Origin of the sequence: Deinococcus sp. HSC-46F16, from assembly GCF_024171495.1 — a bacterium.
In the GTDB taxonomy this organism is placed as follows: Bacteria; Deinococcota; Deinococci; order Deinococcales; family Deinococcaceae; genus Deinococcus.
Genome location: NZ_JALJZW010000001.1, coordinates 285,970 through 305,068 on the forward strand (window position 1 = coordinate 285,970; position 19,099 = coordinate 305,068).

13 protein-coding genes are annotated in these 19,099 nt (G+C 68.7%); 6 read left to right on the forward strand and 7 right to left on the reverse strand.

What is annotated here, in order from left to right; translation table 11 throughout:
- Positions 1-64: 64 nt before the first annotated feature.
- The gene (treS, locus tag L1280_RS01535) at positions 65-1,741 is read left to right on the forward strand and encodes a maltose alpha-D-glucosyltransferase (protein ID WP_253580253.1); all 1,677 of its coding nucleotides are present in this window, start codon (positions 65-67) and stop codon (positions 1,739-1,741) included.
- 64 nt (positions 1,742-1,805) lie between these two features.
- Here the strand turns inward: treS and L1280_RS01540 are convergent, their stop codons facing one another.
- Positions 1,806-2,492: a Bax inhibitor-1/YccA family protein gene (locus tag L1280_RS01540; protein WP_253580254.1), complete on the reverse strand. Its 687-nt coding sequence runs from the start codon at positions 2,490-2,492 to the stop codon at positions 1,806-1,808.
- 118 nt (positions 2,493-2,610) lie between these two features.
- Here L1280_RS01540 and L1280_RS01545 point away from each other — a divergent pair, with 118 nt between their 5' ends.
- The gene (locus tag L1280_RS01545) at positions 2,611-2,967 is read left to right on the forward strand and encodes a hypothetical protein (protein WP_253580255.1); all 357 of its coding nucleotides are present in this window, start codon (positions 2,611-2,613) and stop codon (positions 2,965-2,967) included.
- Between the two features lie 4 nt (positions 2,968-2,971).
- Here L1280_RS01545 and treY read toward each other — a convergent pair whose 3' ends face one another.
- From treY to L1280_RS01570, 5 genes are all read right to left on the reverse strand, one after another.
- Complete coding sequence (gene treY, locus L1280_RS01550) at positions 2,972-5,818, reverse strand: malto-oligosyltrehalose synthase (RefSeq protein ID WP_253580256.1); 2,847 nt, start codon at positions 5,816-5,818, stop codon at positions 2,972-2,974.
- Entirely contained in the window at positions 5,815-7,614 is a 1,800-nt protein-coding gene (gene treZ / locus L1280_RS01555; protein ID WP_253580257.1) for a malto-oligosyltrehalose trehalohydrolase, read from the reverse strand. Before treZ ends, treY begins: the two co-directional genes overlap by 4 nt.
- A gap of 196 nt (positions 7,615-7,810) precedes the next feature.
- Positions 7,811-9,946, reverse strand: a complete 2,136-nt coding sequence (glgX, locus tag L1280_RS01560) for a glycogen debranching protein GlgX (RefSeq protein ID WP_253580258.1) — start codon at positions 9,944-9,946, stop codon at positions 7,811-7,813.
- A gap of 185 nt (positions 9,947-10,131) precedes the next feature.
- Positions 10,132-10,848 carry a hypothetical protein gene (locus L1280_RS01565; RefSeq protein ID WP_253580259.1) on the reverse strand — a complete coding sequence of 239 codons (717 nt, stop codon included), beginning with the start codon at positions 10,846-10,848 and terminating at the stop codon, positions 10,132-10,134.
- 101 nt (positions 10,849-10,949) lie between these two features.
- Complete coding sequence (locus L1280_RS01570; protein WP_256487945.1) at positions 10,950-11,912, reverse strand: ABC transporter substrate-binding protein; 963 nt, start codon at positions 11,910-11,912, stop codon at positions 10,950-10,952.
- A gap of 86 nt (positions 11,913-11,998) precedes the next feature.
- Between L1280_RS01570 and L1280_RS01575 the strand changes: the two genes are divergently transcribed.
- Genes L1280_RS01575 through L1280_RS01590 form a run of 4 tightly spaced genes read left to right on the forward strand, consistent with a single transcriptional unit; the run spans position 11,999 to position 18,272 of the window.
- Positions 11,999-12,376 carry an MliC family protein gene (locus tag L1280_RS01575; protein WP_253580261.1) on the forward strand — a complete coding sequence of 126 codons (378 nt, stop codon included), beginning with the start codon at positions 11,999-12,001 and terminating at the stop codon, positions 12,374-12,376.
- A gap of 41 nt (positions 12,377-12,417) precedes the next feature.
- On the forward strand, positions 12,418-13,509 hold the full coding sequence (locus tag L1280_RS01580) for a serine hydrolase (protein WP_253580262.1): 1,092 nt from the start codon (positions 12,418-12,420) through the stop codon (positions 13,507-13,509).
- Between the two features lie 50 nt (positions 13,510-13,559).
- Positions 13,560-16,700, forward strand: a complete 3,141-nt coding sequence (locus L1280_RS01585; protein ID WP_253580263.1) for a DEAD/DEAH box helicase — start codon at positions 13,560-13,562, stop codon at positions 16,698-16,700.
- Positions 16,701-16,742: 42 nt separating this feature from the next.
- On the forward strand, positions 16,743-18,272 hold the full coding sequence (locus L1280_RS01590; RefSeq protein WP_253580264.1) for a S10 family peptidase: 1,530 nt from the start codon (positions 16,743-16,745) through the stop codon (positions 18,270-18,272).
- Between the two features lie 9 nt (positions 18,273-18,281).
- On the opposite strand, the gene L1280_RS01595 is transcribed toward L1280_RS01590, so the two are convergent.
- A complete protein-coding gene (locus L1280_RS01595) occupies positions 18,282-19,079 on the reverse strand; it encodes a hypothetical protein (RefSeq protein ID WP_253580265.1) in 798 nt (265 codons plus the stop codon).
- Between the last annotated feature and the right edge of the window lie 20 nt (positions 19,080-19,099).

The window sequence follows — 19,099 nt, forward strand, 5'->3', positions numbered from 1 at the left end:
GATGGGCCGGATGAGGAGGGTCACCTCTCGCACCGCTTCCACCCGGCCCCGTACACTGCCGGGCATGACGCAGGCACAGCCTTCCCCCCAACCCGAGTGGTACAAGAGCGCCGTCTTCTACGAACTCTCGGTCCGCACCTTCGCGGACGGCAACGGCGACGGCAAGGGCGATTTTCCCGGCCTGACCGGGCGGCTGGATTACCTGCGGTCGCTGGGGGTGGACTGCCTATGGCTGCTGCCCTGGTACCCCAGCCCCCTGCGCGACGACGGCTACGACGTGGCCGACTACACCGATATCCACCCCGACCTCGGCACGCTCGACGACTTCAAGGTCTTCCTGCGCGAGGCGCACGCGCGGGGCCTGCGGGTGATCGGGGACCTGGTAACGAACCACACGTCCTCCGACCATCCCTGGTTTCAGGCGGCGCGGCGCGGCCCCACCCTGCCCGACGGCAGCCCCAACGAGTACCACGACTACTACGTCTGGAGCGACACGGGCACCGAGTACGCGGACGCCCGCATCATCTTCACCGACACCGAGACGAGCAACTGGACGCTGGACGAGGGGTGCGGCCGCTACTACTGGCACCGTTTCTTCTCCAGCCAGCCCGACCTCAACTTCGACAACCCGCGCGTGGTGGAGGAACTGATCGGCGCCCTGCGGTTCTGGCTGGACCTCGGGCTGGACGGCTTCCGGGTGGATGCGGTGCCCTACCTGATCGAGCGCGAGGGGACCAACTGCGAGAACCTGCCCGAGACGCACGCGATCCTGCGCCAGCTTCGCCGGGTGGTGGACGAGGAGTACCCCGGCCGCCTGCTGCTCGCGGAGGCCAACCAGTGGCCGGAAGACGTGGTGGAGTACTTCGGCACCGAGGCGTACCCCGAGTTCCACATGTGCTTCAACTTTCCGGTGATGCCCCGGCTGTACATGAGCCTCAAGCGGGAGGACACGACCTCCATCCGCGAGATCATGGGCCGCCTGCCGGAGATTCCGTCCTTCGGGCAGTGGGCGACCTTCCTGCGCAACCACGACGAGCTGACGCTGGAGATGGTCACCGACGACGAGCGGGCTTTCATGTACGCGGCCTACGCGCCCGACCACCGCATGAAGATCAACGTGGGCATCCGCCGCCGCCTCGCCCCGTTGCTGGACAACGACCGCCGCCGCATCGAGCTGCTGCACACGGTCCTGCTGGCGCTGCCCGGCAGCCCGATCCTTTACTACGGCGACGAGATCGGCATGGGCGACAACCTGACCCTCTCTGACCGCAACGGCGTCCGCACCCCGATGCAGTGGAACGCCGGGATCAGCGGCGGCTTCTCGACTGCCCTACCCGACCAGTGCTTCTACCCACCCATTCAGGACCCGGTGTACGGCTACGGGCGTGTGAACGTGGCCGCGCAGGAGCAGGACCCCGGCAGCCTGCTGAAATGGCTCTCGCGCCAGCTCGAGCTGCGCCGCGCCCACCCGACCTTCGCGCAGGGGGACCTCACCTTTATCGAGACGGGCAACCCGGCCATTCTCGCCTTTACCCGCCAGCACGACGGGGAGACCCTGCTGATCATTTCCAACTTCGCCGGAAGTGCCCAGGCCGCGCTCCTGGACCTCTCGGCGCACGTGGGCCGCGTGCCCGTCACCCTGGCGGGCGGCAGCCACTTCCCGGTGGTGGGGGAGGGGCCGTACCCGGTGCTGATGGGCAAGCACGAGTACTACTGGCTGAAGCTGACGGGGGTGAGGTAAGCCGCAAACCCCCATCAAAGAAAGAGGCCCCAGCATCTGCCGGGGCCTTTTCTGTGCCGGAAGCTCAGTCGTCGCTGCCACCCGCGAACCCGAACAGGCGCAGGAGGAACAGGAACATATTGACGAAATCCAGGTACAGGGCCAGCGCCCCGTTGATCGCCGCCCGCTCGGCCATCTCACCCGTCACGCCGCTCAGCGCGAGGTTGCGCAGCATCTGGGTGTCGTAGACGGTCAGGCCCGCGAACAGCAGCACGCCGATCACGCTCAGACCCAGGGTCAGGGCGCTGCTCGCTACGAACATGTTGACGATCATGGCGATGAACAGGCCAATCACCGCGAACATGAAAAAGCGCCCCATCCCGCTGAGGTCCTTCTTGATCACGAAGCCCGCCACGCTCATCGCCCCAAAGGTGCCCGCCGTGGTCAGGAAGGCCGCCGTCACCGCCGAGGGGTCGTAGGCGATCAGCAGCGAGCTGAAGGTCAGGCCCGTCAATGCGGCGTAGGCGATGAAGAGCATCCCCGCGACCGCGCTGTTCATGCGGTGCGCCAGCCCGCTCAGCGCGAACACGATCACGAGTTGCGCGATGATCAGGCCCCAGCGCCAGCCGAAGACCTGCGCGGCGAGCACCTCGTTCTGGGCCGTCAGGTAGGCAACGCCCGCCGTGAGGGCCAGGCCCGCCGCCATCCACGAGTACGTCCGCGCCATGAAGGTGCGAACCAGATTTTCCGTCCGGGTTGCGGTCAGTTGCATACAAGGCAGGATACGGGGCGCGGGGTGAAAAGGTTCCGGCACATCTGGAGCCTGTCGCTTCTCGTCGGGGGGTACGCTGAAGGCCCCGCCCTCAGCCTTCCTGCCCCCGGAGGTCCCCATGAGACACCTGTCTGCCGCGTTCCTCTGCCTCAGTCTGATCGGCCCGGCGGCGCTGGCCGGGGCCGCGAACGGCCCAGCCGTGAGGTGGGGCAGCTACAGTTCGCTGCTCTCGGTCGAAAAGAACCGGGGCGGCACCCACTCCTTCACCGCCTCGTGGGTCAGTGGGACACTGACCGTCCGGCGGACGGTGGGCTACAGCCTCCGTTTTCGGGGAGGAAGCGTGCGGGTCGGGTCGCGTGCCCTGAAACCGGGGTGCGTCAGCGGGAAGCTCACGCAGGGGACGGTGGTCACCTTCCGGGGCGCGACCCGCGTGGATTTGCAGGTGCCCTCGCACGGATGTCCACCGTCTCCCTAAGCGACTACTCCCGCACCAGCAGCGCCAGCGGGAACGTCTCCAGCACCTTCGCCACGGGGACCTTCTCGCCGCGCACGCGCAGGCGTTCGCCCGTCAGCACGTTGCGGTAGGTGCCGGGGCGCGGCAGGGTGAGCTGGCGGTTGCCCCAGACCTCGCCCAGCGCCCAGGGGGTCTTCTCACGGGTCAGGGTGTAGGTCAGGCGCGGGGCGACGATGACGGCCACCTCGTCCCTATGCTCGCGGGCGCTGTGTTCTCTGGCGAAAGCGAGGAGGTACTTCCCGGCCTCGATGGGACGGTAACTGCCCTGGGCAAACAGCTCCGGGTGGGCGCGGCGGGCTTGCAGGGCCGCCCAGGTCACCAGCAGCTTGACCCCACCGTCCTCGTAGCGGGCGAGGAGGTCGGTGGCGAGGCGGGCGGGGTCCTCCGCGTGACGTTTCTCGATGCGGGCCAGCGTCCGGGTACGCCACCCGTAGTCCACCGGGCGGCGGTTGTCGGGGTCCACCAGGCTCTGGTTCCAGCCCTCGGCGCCCTGGTAGGTGTCGGGGACGCCGGGGGCAGTCAGGCGCACGAGCGCCGCCGAGAGGCCGTTCTGCGCCCCATACGGGCTGATACGGCGGTGCAGCTCGGCGAGGTCGCGCGAGAAGCGCTCGTCGGCCAGCAGGCCGCGCACCACCCTCGTCAGTGCTTCCTCGTACTCGGCGTCGCCAGCGGCCCAACTCGTTCGCAGCTTGGCTTCGCGGGCGGCCTTGAGGGCGTAGTCGGCCAGGCGGTCGGGGAAGTCCTCCAGTCGCCCGTCCAGTGGGTAGGCCCCCAGCGCGTTTTGCAGAAAGGTGTAGGTGTCCAGCGCGGAGGGGGCGCGGCCCGTCGCCGTCTCCACCTCGAAGCCGCGCAGCAGGCCCGACCAGCCGCTGAGGTACGCCGCCCACGTCTGCGGCAACTCAGAGAGCACCGAGATGCGGGCGCGGGTGTCCTCGCCGCGTTTGGTGTCGTGGGTGGACGTGGCGAGCATGGCGTGGGGCCACCGCTCGGCGCGGGCCTGCGCGTCCCGGTGAAAGGCCCTGGGCGGCGTGCCGAACAGCCCCGGATCGCCGCCCACCTCGTTCAGCGAGAGCAGCCGCGCGTAGCGGTAGAAGGCGGTGTCCTCGGCCCCCTTCGCCGTGACCGGCCCGGTGAGCTGCTGGAACTTCAGCGCGAAACCCGCGTAACGCTCGCGGGTGGCTTCGTCGGGGGCGTCCAACTTCAGCACCGCCTCCAGAAAGTCGAAGAGGCTGGGGTCGAGGTCGCGCCCCGCTGCCGCCCGGTGCGCCTTCGCGTCGCGGATCGCGTGTTCGATCTTGGCGTCGTCGCCGGGTTCGCGCTCGCCGCCCTCGCGGACATAGGTGCGGTAGACGGGGAAGGCGGCGATGGTCTCGCGGATCACCTCGCGCAGCCCGCTCAGCGTGAAGTCGCGGAATCTCAGGTCCGCCTCGGCCAGCCGTTCCAGATGCTCGGCGAGCACGTTGACCTCGCCGGGCAGCGAGACGCGCTGAATCAGGTGCTTGCCCCGGTAGAGGTGGTCGCCGTAGCCCTCCCGGTCCCCGGTGAAGCGGCGGTAGATCGCGGTGACCTCCTCCTCGCTGGCCCCGTCCACGAGGGTGCCGTTCAGTTGCGCGAGGAAGTCATACCCGGTGGTGCCGTGAATCGCCCAGTCTTCGGGCAACTTCTCCCCGGGTTCCAGAATCTTCTCGGCGACCACGTAGACGGGGAGCGCCTGGCCCGGCTCCCACTCGCGCCCCAGCGCCCGCGCCGCCCCCCGTTGCAAGGCCACGAAGTACCCGGCGGGGTCGTACAGGCCGTCGGTGTGGTCCAGCCGCACGCCCTGAAGCACCCCATCCCCGATCAACTCGAACAGCTTGGCGTGCGCCCACTCGAAGACGCGCGGGTCCTCCATCCGCAGCGCCGCGAGGTCGTTGATGTCGAAGAAGCGGCGGTAGTTGATCTGCTCAGCCGCGACCCGCCACGAGGCGAGGCGGTAATTCTGGTCCTGAATCAGCGCGTCGAGCCGGGCGGGGTCGGCGTTCGTCTCCGCCACCATCCGGTCGAGCGCCGTCCGCACTGAGCGCGACGTCTCCGCCAGCGCCCCCAGCCGCCGGGTGATGACCTCCGACTCCTGCGCCCGCGCGAGGCGGTCGGCGTCGGTGAGGTCAGCACTCGTCGAGACGGGCAGGTTCGCCGCCGCCCGCGCGACCGAGGCGAGTTCGGCGTGGTCGGCGGCCGGGAGCGTCCCCGTCAGCTCGGTCGCCAGCGCCGTCAGCGGCCGGGCCAGCGTGCGCGGCGAGATCGGCAATCGGCGCTCCCAGTAGGTCAGGAAGAAGACGCCGCCTTCGCGGCCCAGCACGAGTTCACCGCGTTCCAGAATCCGCCCGTACTGCTCGCCCAGCACCGGCAGCAGCACCTTGTTCTCCAGCGCCCGCTTGAGCGGCTGCCACGAGATGTCGAAGAAGTGCGCGTAGCGGCTGGCCTGCCCGTGGGTCAGCACGTCCTCCCAGTAGGGGTTGTGGCCGCCCTGAATGCCCATGTGGTTGGGCACGAAGTCCACGATCAGGCCCAGCCCGAGTTCCCGCGCCCGCGCCGCGAGCCGCCGCAGCCCCGCCTCGCCGCCCAGGGCCGGGTTGACTGAAGCGTGGTCGGTCACGTCGTAGCCGTGGCCACTCCCCGGCGCACTCGTCCAGATCGGCGAGAGGTACACGTCCGTCACGCCCAGCCGCGCGAGATACGGCAGCAGGCGGCGGGCGGCCGCGAAGTCGAAGCCCGCGTGGAGCTGGAGGCGGTAGGTGGAGGACGGAACGTGGGGGGTGGCGCCGTCGGTCATCCTTCCGACCCTAGCAGGACCGCCTCGCCGCGCTCCAAACGGAGGTCGGGGCGGCCTTCCGAGTGGAGGACAATACGGGGCGGGAGGGGAAAGGGGAGGGTCAGGCTGGCAGCGCCCACCGCCTCCCGGCCCACGTTCCACAGCAGCAGGCGTTCGCCCGCCTCCGTGACCCGCCGCACCCACACCACGTCCCCGGCGTGTCCGGCGGTCAGGGTGCGGCGCTCGCGGCCCCGCAGCACCGGGTCCTCGCGGCGCAGGCGCAGCAGGGTGCGGTACAGCGCCAACGTCCGGGCGTGTTCGCCTGTCTCACGCTCGTCCCAGTCGAGTTTCGCCTGCCGGAACGTCTCCTCCGCCTGCGGGTCGAGCACGTCCTCCCCGGAGAACCCCTCGAAGTGGCCGAATTCCTTCTTGCGGCCCTCCGACACCAGCCGCCCCAGCTCGCCGTGGTGGTCGCTGAAAAAGGGGAAGGGGCTGGACGCCGCCCACTCTTGGCCCATGAACAGCAGCGGGGTCATCGGCAGCGTGAGCAGCAGGGTGGACGCGCCCCGGTACATGGCGGGGGTGACGCGCTCCAGGTGGTGAACCCGGTCGCCCACCGCCCGGTTGCCGATCTGGTCGTGGTTCTGGATGAAGTAGACGAAGGAGGGGGCCTCCAGACCGTCGGCGGGCTGACCACGCGGCCCGTTCCATTCGGCCCAGTGCTGGCCCTCGTAGACCCAGCCCCGGTTCAGCACGTGCGTCAGCGCCGCCGCTCCGCCCTCGTAATGCTGGTAGTAGCCGTCGCGGTCCCCAGTGAGGGTCACGCGCATGACGTGGTGGAAATCGTCCACCCACATGCCGTCGAGGTGCATTTCGGTGACCAGCTCCGGCAGGTTGCGGTAATCCTCGGCGAGCAGCACCTTCGTGCCCCCCAGCTCGTGAACCCGGTCGGCCAGCTCGCGCAGGATGTGGACCGGCGAGTCGTCCTGCATCTCCTGGGTGGCGTCCAGCCGCAGCCCGTCAAGGCGGTACTCGTGCAGCCACATCCGGGCGTTGTCCGTGATCAGGCGGCGCATGTGCGGCTCCGCGTAGTCCAGCCCCGCGCCCCAGGGGGTGTGAAAGCGCTCGGTGAAGTACCCCGGACTGTAGACGCCGAGGTAATTGCCGTCCGGCCCGAAGTGGTTGTACACGGCGTCGAGGAACACGGCCAGCCCGTGCCCGTGCGCCGCGTCCACGAACGCCTTCAGGTCCTCGGGGCGGCCGTACGGGGCATAGGGGGCATAGAGGGCCACGCCGTCGTACCCCCACCCACGCGAGCCGGGAAACGAGGCCAGCGGCATCACCTGAAGCGCGGTCACGCCCAGTTCTGCCAACTCGGACAGCCGCTCCATCGCCGCCCGGTAGGTGCCCTCCGGGGTAAAGGTGCCGATGTGCAGCTCGTAAAAGACGCACTCGGAGAGGGGCAGGCCGCGCCAGCCGGTGTGCTGCCACCCGTAGGCGGTGGGGTCCACCACTTCCGCCTCGCCGTGAACCCCGTCCGGCAGGAAGCGGGCATAGGGGTCGGGCCACGCCTGCCCGTTCAGCACGAACTGGTAGCGGGTGCCCGCGCCCACGGGCAGGGTGACTTCATGGATGTTGTCCCCCAGTGCGGTCATGGGATGGTCGGTGCCGCCCACGCGCACGGCGACCTCCTGCGCGGTGGTCGTCCAGACGCGGAAGCGGGTGCCCGCGCCGCCGGGCAGCAGTTCGGCCCCCAGTCGGGGCGCAGGTGGGGAAGACAGCGCCCCCGCAGGGGCACTGGGAAGGGTTGAGCGCATGGGACTCCTTTCGGGCCACCTTCGCGGGGGGAAGGCGGCGAACGCGTCAGGCTAGGAGGCGGGACCCGCCCGGCGATGAGAGCAAGGTAAAGCTCCGGTGACGCACCCTGACAGGTCCATGCCTACAGAGTGAAGCGGCCCTTAAGGAGGCCGGAGGTCCAGGTGGTCCCTGAACCTCCGGCCAGTCTTGCTGCTTTTAGTCCCGCACGCAGCGGTAAAGCTTCACGCTCCGCGCCTTGAGCGTCGTCTCCTCCCCGGCGGCAAGGCGCTCGCGGGCACCGTCGTCGGTGGTGTCGAGCAGCAACTCCCACTGCGGGCACCCGTCAAGGTCGGGCAGCCGGAAGGGCAGGTCGATATGCGAGGCCGACAGCAGCAGCAGCAGATCGTCGTCCTTCAGCGGGCGGCCTTCCGCGTCCACGTCGTCGAGGCCGTCGCCGTCGAGGAACATCCCCAGGCTCTGGGTCTGGGGGTTGTTCCAGTCCTCGTCGCTCATCTCGGCGCCGTCGAAGCGCAGCCAGACGATGTCGCGCACGTCCTCGCCGCGGATGGTGCGGCCCGAGAAGAACTTGCGGCGGTGCAGGGCGGGGTGCGCCTTACGCAGCCGGATCAACCGCCGGGTGAAGGCCAGCAGGTCGGCGTCGATGTTCTGCCAGTCATACCAACTGATCTCGTTGTCCTGGCAGTAGGCGTTGTTGTTGCCCTTCTGAGTGCGCCCGATCTCGTCGCCGCCCAGGAGCATTGGGGTGCCCTGGCCCAGCAGCAGGGTCGCCAGGAAGTTGCGCTGCTGCTGAGAGCGCAGGCGGTTCACCTCGGGATCGTCCGTCTCGCCCTCCACCCCGCAGTTCCAGGTGAGGTTGTGGCTGTGGCCGTCGGCGTTGCCCTCACCGTTGGCCTCGTTGTGCTTCTGCTCGTAGGTCACCGAGTCGCGCAGGGTAAAGCCGTCGTGGGCGGTGACGAAGTTGATGGAGGCGTACGGCTTGCGCCCGTCGCGCTGGTAGAGGTCGCTGCTGCCCGTCAGGCGGTAGCCGATCTCGGAGGCCAGCCCGCCCTCACCCTTCCAGAAGGCCCGCATGTCGTCGCGGTAGATGCCGTTCCACTCGGCCCAGTTCACCGGGAAATTGCCGACCTGATACCCGCCTTCCCCCACGTCCCACGGCTCGGCGATCAGCTTGACCTGCGAGATCACCGGGTCCTGGTGGATGATGGTGAAAAAGCCCGAGAGCTGGTCCACCTCATGCAGCCCCCGCGCCAGCGTGGAGGCCAGGTCAAAGCGGAAGCCGTCCACATGCATCTCGGTGACCCAGTAGCGCAGCGAGTCCATGATAAGTTGCAGCGTCTGGGGATGCCGCACGTTCAGGGAGTTGCCGGTGCCCGTGTAGTCGAAATAGAAGCGCGGGTTGTCGGCCACCAGGCGGTAGTAGGTGGGGTTGTCGATGCCCTTGAAGCTCATCGTCGGCCCCATGTGGTTCCCCTCGGCCGTGTGATTGTACACCACGTCAAGGATGACCTCGATTCCGGCGTCGTGCAGGGCGCGGACCATGTTCTTGAACTCGGGCACCGCGCCCGCCGGGTCCCCGCGCCGCGCCGCCGCCGAGTAGCGGACTTCCGGCGCGAAGAAATTCAGGGTCGAGTAGCCCCAGTAGTTGCTCAGGCCCTTGCCCAGCAGAAAGCCGTCGTCCACATGCTGGTGCACGGGCAGGAACTCGATCGCCGTGATGCCGAGGTCGCGCAGGTAGCGCAGCACCGGCTCGGTCGCCACGCCCGCGTAGGTGCCCCTCAAAGCCTCGGGCACGTCGGGGTGGGTCATGGTCAGGCCGCGCACGTGCGCCTCGTAGATCACCGACTGGTGAAAGGGCACGCCCGGCTTGACATCGCCCACCCAGTTGAACAGCGGATCGATGACGATGCCGAGGGGAGCGCCGCGCTGCTCTGCGGTCTGCATGGTGAGGTCGTCCTCGCCCTGGTAGCCCAGGATGCCCCGGTCATGCTGCTCCACGCCGTCGAGCGCCTTGGCATAGGGGTCGAGCAGCACGATGTTGGGATTGAAGCGCAGGCCCCGCTCGGGCGCGTACTCGCCGTGGACCCGGTAGCCGTAGCGTTGGCCCGGTCCCACGCCCGGCAGGTAGCCGTGCCACACGAAGGCGGTCTGCTCGGTCAGCGGCACGCGCGTCTCGGTGCCCGCCTCGTCGAAGAGGCACAGTTCCACCCCGGTCGCGTTCTCGGAATACAGGGCAAAGTTGGTGCCTTTGCCGTCCCAGGTGGCCCCCAGCGGATAGGGGCTGCCGGGCCGCAGCAGGGCGGGTTGGGTGGCCGGAAGATCGGTGATGGTCATGGGTACTGGGGTCCTCCACGGGCCGGAACAGGCCCGGTGCAGTGCGGGAAAGTCGGGGGCGGCGGCCCCGCGCTGGCCCGGTCAGGCCCGCTGCCGCGAAGTCGCCGCCTACAGTTGGAAACGTTACCAGATCGCTCTCACGGCGCTCTGACGCCTGAAGACATTTCGCCAGGGGGCGGTTCAGATCAGAATCCGAGCTGCGCCCGTGGCCGTCCCAGTTGCGCCAGCCGCTCCGGCGTCCACAGCTCGTAGCGGTACATGGGGTATTGCCGCTTGAAGCGCCCCACCCGGTCCCAGACCTCGCGCGACTCGAAGGGCACGACCAGAATCAGTCGGATGACCGAGTCTTCCGCGTCGTAGATGTAGAAGTCGAAGTAAAAGGACTGCTCGCTGCCCCGGTCGGTGAACAGGGGAAAGGGAAAAGCCCGGTAGCGCCACGCCTTGTTCTTCTCGGTCAGGATGTGGGCGGCGACCCGTTTGAGGGCGCTGTCGGGGAAGGTCAGGCGCTCGCCGTCGCGGTCGCGGAAGGTCGCGCCAGGGTCCGGCGCGTCGAGCTGCACCCGCTTCAGGTCGGGCAGGGGCTTCTTGCTGCCGCCCGCGCCCTCCCCCCGCGTGACCTTGGGCGGCGCCCCCCGGCCCGGCCCCGACGGGAAGGGCCGCTCGCCGCCACGTCCCTCCCCCCGCTCCCCCGGCTTGCGGCGGGCGGGATTGGTGTTCGGCAGGGCGCCCCGGCCCTGGGACTGACCCTGGCTGCGGGGACGCTCCCCGGTGGTCTGTGTCTCCTGCTCCCGGCCCCCCGGCTCGCGGGCAGGACGGCTGGTGTCGCGGGTGATGCCGCCGCGTCCCTGCGCGGCTGTGCGTTTGGGCGGTCGGCCCCTGGAGCCTTTTCTGGGTCCGGTCATGGGGGTAGTGTAGCGGCCTGCTCCCCGCTGCCAGCGATCAGCACAACAAAAGCCCCGGCGTCATGCCGGGGCTCTTGCTGGTTGCTGGAAGATGGTGGCTCCTACTTCGCCAGGCCGCGAATCACGCTGAGGTTCACGAACTTGTTCAGGTCGGGCACGTCCCGCGCGAAGCCCGCTTCCTTGTTGAGCTGCGCGTACTCGGCCAGCGTCTTCAGGTTGATGTCCCAGGTCACCTTGGTCCGCGCCAGCGCCTTGAACAGCTCGGCGGTGTTGGGCCGCTTGCCGGTAAAGGCCTGAATCTGGTCCGCGATGGCTTTCTGCGCCCCGGCGTTGCTCTTCCCGATGAAATTGATCGCGGCAAGGTGCCCGCGCAGCAGGTCCTTGACGACTTCGGGGTTCTGCGAGGCGAACTTGGTGTTCACGACGAGGACGGTGGTGGTGTAGTTGCCACCCTCCCAGATCGCCTTCTCGTTGGCGATGAGTTTGGCCCCCTGCGACTCCATGATCGCGCCCCACGGCTCTTGCACCAGCGCGGCGTCCACCTGCTTGGTCGCGAAGGCGGCGGGCATGTTCGCCGGGTCGATGGGCACGATGGTGACGTTGCCGCCCTCGTCGGTGGCCTTGAGGCCGTTCTCGTGCAGCAGGTGCCGCAGGCTGATGTCCTGCGTCGAGCCGCGCGTGGGCACGGCGACCTTCTTGCCCTTCAGCGCCTTGACGTTGCGGATGCCGCTGTCCTTGCGCCCCACCAGCACCGCGCCCGCGTTCGCCGCCCCCGCGTACACCTGGATAGGCACCCCGCGCATAAAGGCGTTCATGGCCGGGCCAGGGCCGACATAGGCGGCGTCGATAGCACCCGCCGCGAACGCCTCGTTGATCTGCGAGCCGTTGGCGAACTCCTTGACGACCAGCTTGACGTTGCCGAGTTCCTTCTGAAAGAGGCCGCGCTGCACACCGACCAGCCCGGCCGCGTGGGTCACGTTGGGAAATACCCCGAGCCGCAGTTCCTTGGCCTGCTGTGCGCCCGCGCTGCCCAGCAGCACCAGGGCGGTCAGAGAAAGAATCATCCGCTTCACAAAACAAAGCATAGCAGAGAAGTTGACCAGATTTGTAATCTGTATGGGCAGAGGCCCCCGGCCTGTAGGCTGGAGCGATGAGGCTGGTCGCGGCTGCCCTGCTGGTCCTCGCTATAGCCCCGGTTGCCGAAGCGGGGGGCGGCCCTTCCACGCCCGGCTCCTCCCGAACCTTCCACTACACCTGTGGCGGTGGGCAGAAGATCAGCGCCACCTACGCCACCTTCGGTCCGGGTGGCCCCACCTCCGTGGTGCTGAACTGGCGCGGGCGTGAATACGGCTTGGCCGAGGCTCTCAGTGCCAGCGGTGCCCGCTACGCCAGCCGGGCCGGGCCGGAGGGGGCACGCAGCGGCCTGGAGTGGTGGGAGCATCAGGGCGAGGCGACCCTGAGCACTTTTGTCGGGACGAACACGGGGCGTACGCGGGCGCTGCTGACGGGGTGCCGCACCGGACGGTAAATCGGCGGGCGCAGGCTGGGCCGCCGGGATACGCTGCGGCCATGCCCACAGCCCAGCTCGACGCCCTTGTGGACGAGGCCCGCGCCACGAACACCAGCGCCCTCATCGTGATGCGGGACGGTGAAGTGATCGTAGACGAGGTGATAGACGGGCGCGGCGACCGTCCCATCGAGACGATGAGCGTGACCAAGGCCGTACTGAGCTTGGTCGTGGGCCGTGCGGTGACCCTGGGGCATCTGCCGGGGGCGGACGTGCCCGTGTGCGAGTTCTTCCCCGAATGGCGGCAGGGGCGCAAGCGGGACGTGACGCTGCGGCACCTGATGACGCACACGAGCGGGCTTCAAAACGTGCCGATGGCCCCCGCCGAGATTTATCCCAGCCCCGACTTCGTGCAACTCGCGCTGTGTGCTGAGCTGGAGCACGCTCCCGGCAGCGTCTTCGCGTACAACAACAAGGCCGTGAACCTGATCTGCGGCCTGCTGGAGCGGGCCACTGGGCAGAAGGCCGACGATTTCGCCCGCGCGGAGCTGTTCGGGCCGCTGGGGATTGAGGATCTATTCTGGGTCCGTGACCGGGCCGGAAATCCGCACGGCATGAGTGGCCTGAGTCTGCGTGCCCGCGACCTCGCCCGGTTGGGACAGCTTGCGCTGGAGGGGGGAGAGGCAGGTGGGCGCCCCCTGATTCATCGGGACTGGATGGAGGAGAGCACCGGTCCTGCGACCTCTGCTTTTCCCCACATGGGTCTGTTGTGGTGGCTGCGACCACAATGGACCCGAATCTTGGTGACCTCCGGTCATGTGGAGGCGGTGGCTGCCAGTGGATTCACGCCGAGTGTCGCCGCCCTGAAAGCCTGCATGGGCGAGTGGACGTCCTGGGGGCAACTGTGGCCCCGGCTGGTGGCCCAGGGCTTTGACCGCGAACAGGTGCCCAGGGGCGTGCGCTGGGCGGACGAGCAGTTCGGCCCGGTAGCCGGTTTCGGGCACGACGGGTGGCTGGGCCAGCATCTTCACGTCCTGCCGGGGCCGGGGCTGGTTGCCGTGCGCCTGATGGACGAGGGGCAGCCCTGCGCCCACGAGGAAGCCAGCGCCTTTGCCTCCTTCCCCGACCGCCTCCTCGCCCTCGCCCCGGCCTGACCGTTCCCTCGGTCCCCCTGTGTCCCCAGGCCCCCGCGTACAATCTGCGGGTGACGGTCGCCGCCCCCAACCTCTCCAGACTGATGCCGACCGCCCCGGTCGGAAACGTGCTGCTGCTGCCGCAGGTGGCCCGCGCCGCCCTCTTTGCCGCCCACCCCGGCCCCGCCGTGCTGCTCACCACCCCCGACCGCCTGGCAAGTTACGCCTCCGCCGGGGCACTGGGGGCGCCCGTGTCGGTCAATCCGGGGCTGAGCGACTGGGCGGGCAAGGCTGAGCATGTCGTGCTGGACGTGAACACAGCCCTCGACCTCTTTCCGGCGCACCCCGAGGACCATGCCCTCGCCCTGCGGGTGGGCGCGAGTTACCCGCGCGAGGACCTGCTCGCCCGGCTGGAACGCCTGGGCTACGAGCGGTTGCAGGACCCCGAGGACGACGAGACGGGCTACCTCCTGCGCGGCGACACGCTGGAGTTGCGGCTGGGGCTGGGGGCAGGCGTGCCAGCGGGCGAGGACGCGCTGACCCTCCGCGCCGAGTTTTTCGGGGACGAACTGGACACCCTGCGCCGCCTGGGGGCGGGCGAGCTGACAGGCGAGAAGATCCGGGACTTCACCCTGGAACCCACCGCCGACTACCTCACCGACGTGAAGTGGGACGCCACCCGCCTGGACCTGCTGCCGGGCCGCGTGTTCCTGGACGCGCCGGAGTTCTACGCCTCGGCGCTGGGGCCGCTCACCGACACGCTGTGGCCCCGGCTGCGGGAGCGCGAGGTCACGTCCTTTGGCCGCGCTCCGCTGGAGCTGACCGACTTCGACCTCGGCCTGACGCCGCTGCCCTTCTACCGTGCCCGCCTCTCGGACCTGGAGCGCGATATTGCTGAGTGGCGCGGGGCGGGGTACCGGGTGCTGATTCTGGTGCGCCACGACCGCACCGCCGCGTATCTGGCGGACCGCCTGCTGAACACCCACGAGATTCCTTGGCTGAGCGTGCCCCGCGTGGAGGAGGGCGGCCTGGGCTTCCTCCGCGCGAACGGCGAGGGCGGCTTCGCCATTCCCGAGCACCGCGCGGTCGTGCTCACAGAAGACCTGATCTACGGCTTCCAGGGCGGCTCGGCGCTGCGGGGGCGCAAGCTGGCGGGCAAGCCCGTCACGGACGCGCTGGGGTTGCACGTCGGGGACTACCTCATCCACCCGGAGCACGGTATCGGCCAGTTTCAGGGTCTGGAGACGCGCACGGTGCTGGGCGTCACGCGCGACTACCTCAACCTCGAATACCGGGGCGGCGCCCGCCTCGCTGTGCCCATCGAGCAACTGCCCGTGCTGCGGCGGCACCCCGGCACCACCGACGACCCCCCGGTGCTGTCGAGTTTCGACAAGAAGGACTGGGCCAAAGCCAAGGACAAGGCCCGCAAGAACGCCGAGGAGGTCGCGGGCAAGCTGCTCGTGCAGTACGCGGCCCGGCAGGTCACGCCCGGCAACGCCTTCCCGCCCCAACCCGAGTGGGACGCGCAAGTCGAGCAGAACTTCAAGTTCGACCTCACCGCCGACCAGAAGACGGCCCTGAAGGAAACGATGGGCGACCTTGAGCGTCCCATTCCTGCCGACCGCCTGATCTCCGGCGACGTGGGCTTTGGCAAGACCGAGGTCGCGCTGCGGGCTGCCCACCGCGTCGTGGGGCACGGCAAACAGGTCGCCATGCTGGTGCCCACCACCCTGCTCGCCGAGCAGCACACGTCCACCTTCGTGGAGCGCTTCAAGGACCTGCCGGTGCGGGTGGAGGGCCTGTCGCGCTTCACCGGGGACAAGCAGGCCAAGAGCATCCTGGGTGACCTCGCGCAGGGCAAGGTGGACATCATCATCGGGACGCACCGCCTGCTCTCGGGCGATATCGGGTTCAAGGACCTCGGCCTGATCATCGTGGACGAGGAACACCGCTTCGGGGTAGGGCAGAAGGAAAAGCTGCGGGCCATGCGCGGGCTGCCCGACGTGCCCAAGGACGGCAAGATCGAGATTCCGGAGGGCGTGAAGGCGGTGGACACGCTGGCCCTGTCCGCCACGCCCATTCCGCGCACCCTCTACATGAGCATGGTGGGCCTGCGCGACATGAGCTCCATCCAGACGCCGCCCAAGGGCCGCAAGCCCATCCAGACCGTGCTCGCGCCCTTCGACCCGGTGACCGTGCGCGACGCGGTGCTTTCCGAGATTGAGCGCGGCGGCAAGGTCTTCTATATCCACGACCGCATCGCGTCTATCGGGGCGCGGAGCCTCTACCTCCGCAACCTGATTCCGGAAGCCCGCATCGGCGTGGCGCATGGCCGCATGAACGAGGAGGAACTCGAGGAGATTATGCTGGGCTTCGCGGAGGGGGCCTTCGACGTGCTGATTTCCACGACCATCGTGGAAACGGGGCTGGACATCCCCGAGGCAAACACCATCCTGATCGAGCGCTCGGACCGCCTGGGCCTCGCGCAGCTCTACCAGCTTCGCGGGCGCGTGGGGCGGCGGCAGCAGACGGCCTATGCCTACCTCTTCTACCCGCCGCGCATGACCGAGAACGCGCAGCGGCGGCTGTGGGCGATCGCCGACCTGCAGGACCTCGGAAGCGGGCACCTGCTCGCCGAAAAGGACATGGAGATTCGTGGGGTGGGCAACATCCTCGGCGAGGAGCAGCACGGGCACGTGCAGGCCGTCTCCATCGACGTGTATACGGAAATGCTCGCGCAGGCGGTTGCCAAGCTCAAGGGCGAGAAGCTGGAAACGCCCGCCTCCGTCTCCATCGACCTGCCCATCAACGCCCGCCTCACGCCCGACTACTTCAGCGGCAACGAGGAGGAGCGCATCGCCACCTACGGGCGGCTCTCCGAGGCGCGGACCCTCCAGGCGGTCAGCCGGGTGGAGCGCGACCTCCGCAAGAAGTACGGGCCGCCCACCCCGGAGGTTCAGAACTTCATCGACCTCGCCAAGCTGCGGCTGACGGCGGTCGCCAAGCGCGTGCTGAGCATCGGGGAGACGATGACGCACCTTCAGGTGACTTTCGCGTACAAGTCGCTCGACTACGACGCGTCCGGCCTCAAGCGTTTCCCCCACCGGACGGAGGTGACGACCTTCCCGCCGTCGGTGAAGTTGGAAAAGCGGGGCATCAAGCCGGACGACTACGCGCCCATGCTGATCGAGCTGCTGGGATATTTCGGGTAGTCGGGAGGAAGGGTAGCCGGACGCGCTAGAACTACCCTATCCATGAGCGACGAACAGGAGAAGCAGGCGACCGAGCCGGGCACCGAAGTGAAGGTCAAGGTCAAGACCGGCGAGCGGGACCGCCCCGAGGACGAGAAGCCGCGCGATGAGGTCAGCGTCACCCGCCACCGCGTCACCGTGGGGGGCCGCGAATTGGCCTACACCGTCACGGCGGGGACGATGGTGCTGGCCGAAGAGAAGCACGCCAAAGACGGCGAATCGGAGGGCGTCAAGCCCCGCGCCCGCGTCTTTTTCGTGGCCTACGCGCTCGACGCCGAGCAGGACCCACGCACGCGGCCCGTCACTTTCAGCTTCAACGGCGGTCCTGGCAGTTCCTCGGTGTGGCTGCACCTCGGCCTGCTGGGGCCACGCCGGGTGGTCATGGGCGATGCGGGGGAGCTCACCGGGCCGCCCTACGACCTCACCGACAACGAGTTCACGCTGCTGACGCACTCGGACCTCGTGTTCATCGACCCGGTCAGCACGGGATACTCGCGCGTCACGGAAGGCGAGAAGCCCGGCGACTTCCACGGCTTTCAGAAGGACATCGAGTCGGTGGGCGACTTTATCCGGCTGTGGACCAGCCGCGCCGGGCGCTGGCTCAGCCCCAAGTTCCTGATCGGCGAGAGCTACGGCACCACGCGGGCGGCGGGCCTCAGCGGGTACTTGCAGGAGCGGCACGGCCTGTTCCTGAACGGGATCATGCTGATCAGCTCGATTCTCGACTTCTCGACAGTGGACTTCACGCCGGGGCACGACCTGCCGTACATCGTCCACCTGCCCACCGCCGCCGCGACCGCGTGGTATCACGGCAAGCTCGGCGGTGAGCGTTCGCTGAACGACGTGTTGCGCGAGGCCGAGGCTTTCGCGGACGGCGACTATGCCCGCGCCCTGCATCTCGGCCCGCGCCTGAGCGAGGAAGAACAGCGGGTGGTGGCCGAGCGGTATGCGGCGCTCACCGGGCTGGACGTGGGCTTCGTCCGGCGCAACAACCTGCGCGTCACCCTGGCCCGCTTCTGCAAGGAACTGCTGCGCGACGAAGGCCGCACGGTGGGCCGCCTCGACAGCCGCTTTACCGGCCTTGACCGCGACTCCGGCGGCGAGGCGAACGAGTACGACCCCAGCCTCAGCGCCATCCTGGGGCCGTACACGGCGGCGATGAACCACTACGTCCGCGCCGAGCTGGGTTTCGAGTCCGACCTGCCCTACGAGATCCTGACCATGCGGGTGCGGCCCTGGAGCTACAAGGAGTTTGAGAACAAGCACGTGCGCGTCTCGGACACGCTCCGCAAGGCCATGCACCAGAACGAGCACCTCAAGGTGTTGGTGGCGTCGGGTTACTTCGACTTCGCCACGCCGTACCACGCGACCCGGCACACGCTCGATCACCTGGGCCTCGACCCCAGCCTGCGCGGGAATGTCCGCGAGGTCTTCTACGAGGCTGGGCACATGATGTATGTCCACCGCCCCAGCCTGGAGCGGCAGTACGCGGACCTGGTGGAGTTTGTGGAGTGGGGGGCAGGGCGGGGCTGAGCCGGGCGGTTACATCCGCCCGCAGGTCCAGCGGCGTTCGCCGCTCGCCGTAGGAATCGTCACGCGCAGGCGGCCCACCTCGCCCTCGATGGGGGTGGCGGTGCCGCCGCCAAGCGCTCCACCGGAAAAGGTGGCCGCCGTGCGCCCGGTATTCAGCGTGTAACGGCCCGTCACGCCAAAAGGGTCCACGTAGCGCCCGTCGGGTTGAAGCTGGATGGCGCCGCGGGCCTGGAACTCGAACTGCCAGGAGCCGTTCACCAGTCGGGGCTGCGTCTCGGTGCAGCCGTACTTGCCCGGTTGAAGGGCGCTGGCCTGCGCGGTGGGTGCAGGTGCCGCGGCTGGGCGGGGAGCCGGAGCCAACGCGCTGGCGCGGGGCGCAGCGGCCGTGTTCAGGGTGCACCATCCCAGCACCACCCCGTCGCCGTCGTCAACCCACAGACCAGCCAGCGGCGTCTTGCCCGTTCCGGCGAGGCGAAAGGCCGCCACATACCCGTCCTCGTCGTCGGCCTCGTCCAGCAGGGTGAGGCTGTAGCCCAGGGCCTTCAGGCCCTCCTGAAATTGCTCGGCGAGGTCGTCTCTGGATTCCGGCCAGACCACGTATTCGCTCTTCTGGCAGGTGCCCCCCGCCTGGGCGGCCGCCTCCCGCAGCGCCCCTGCGAATTCATTGACGGCGCTGCGGTCGGTCACGATGACCGCGTCTGGTGTGAAAGGAGCGCCTACCAGGCTGCTTTTCGGTCCGGTTTGGGCGTACCCCGAGGCAGCGAGCAAAAAGGTCGAGAGGAGCGTGGGCATCAGCAGACGGGTCATGGGCACTCCTGGGGTGGGCA

Coding starts and splice junctions, on each gene's coding strand:
- treZ (WP_253580257.1), bottom strand. CDS start 7,614: ATGCGCTCAACCCTTCCCAGTGCCCCTGCGGGGGCGCTGTCTTCCCCA.
- L1280_RS01570 (WP_256487945.1), bottom strand. CDS start 11,912: ATGATTCTTTCTCTGACCGCCCTGGTGCTGCTGGGCAGCGCGGGCGCA.
- L1280_RS01595 (WP_253580265.1), bottom strand. CDS start 19,079: ATGACCCGTCTGCTGATGCCCACGCTCCTCTCGACCTTTTTGCTCGCT.
- glgX (WP_253580258.1), bottom strand. CDS start 9,946: ATGACCATCACCGATCTTCCGGCCACCCAACCCGCCCTGCTGCGGCCC.
- L1280_RS01540 (WP_253580254.1), bottom strand. CDS start 2,492: ATGCAACTGACCGCAACCCGGACGGAAAATCTGGTTCGCACCTTCATG.
- L1280_RS01580 (WP_253580262.1), top strand. CDS start 12,418: ATGCCCACAGCCCAGCTCGACGCCCTTGTGGACGAGGCCCGCGCCACG.
- L1280_RS01590 (WP_253580264.1), top strand. CDS start 16,743: ATGAGCGACGAACAGGAGAAGCAGGCGACCGAGCCGGGCACCGAAGTG.
- treS (WP_253580253.1), top strand. CDS start 65: ATGACGCAGGCACAGCCTTCCCCCCAACCCGAGTGGTACAAGAGCGCC.
- treY (WP_253580256.1), bottom strand. CDS start 5,818: ATGACCGACGGCGCCACCCCCCACGTTCCGTCCTCCACCTACCGCCTC.
- L1280_RS01545 (WP_253580255.1), top strand. CDS start 2,611: ATGAGACACCTGTCTGCCGCGTTCCTCTGCCTCAGTCTGATCGGCCCG.
- L1280_RS01575 (WP_253580261.1), top strand. CDS start 11,999: ATGAGGCTGGTCGCGGCTGCCCTGCTGGTCCTCGCTATAGCCCCGGTT.
- L1280_RS01565 (WP_253580259.1), bottom strand. CDS start 10,848: ATGACCGGACCCAGAAAAGGCTCCAGGGGCCGACCGCCCAAACGCACA.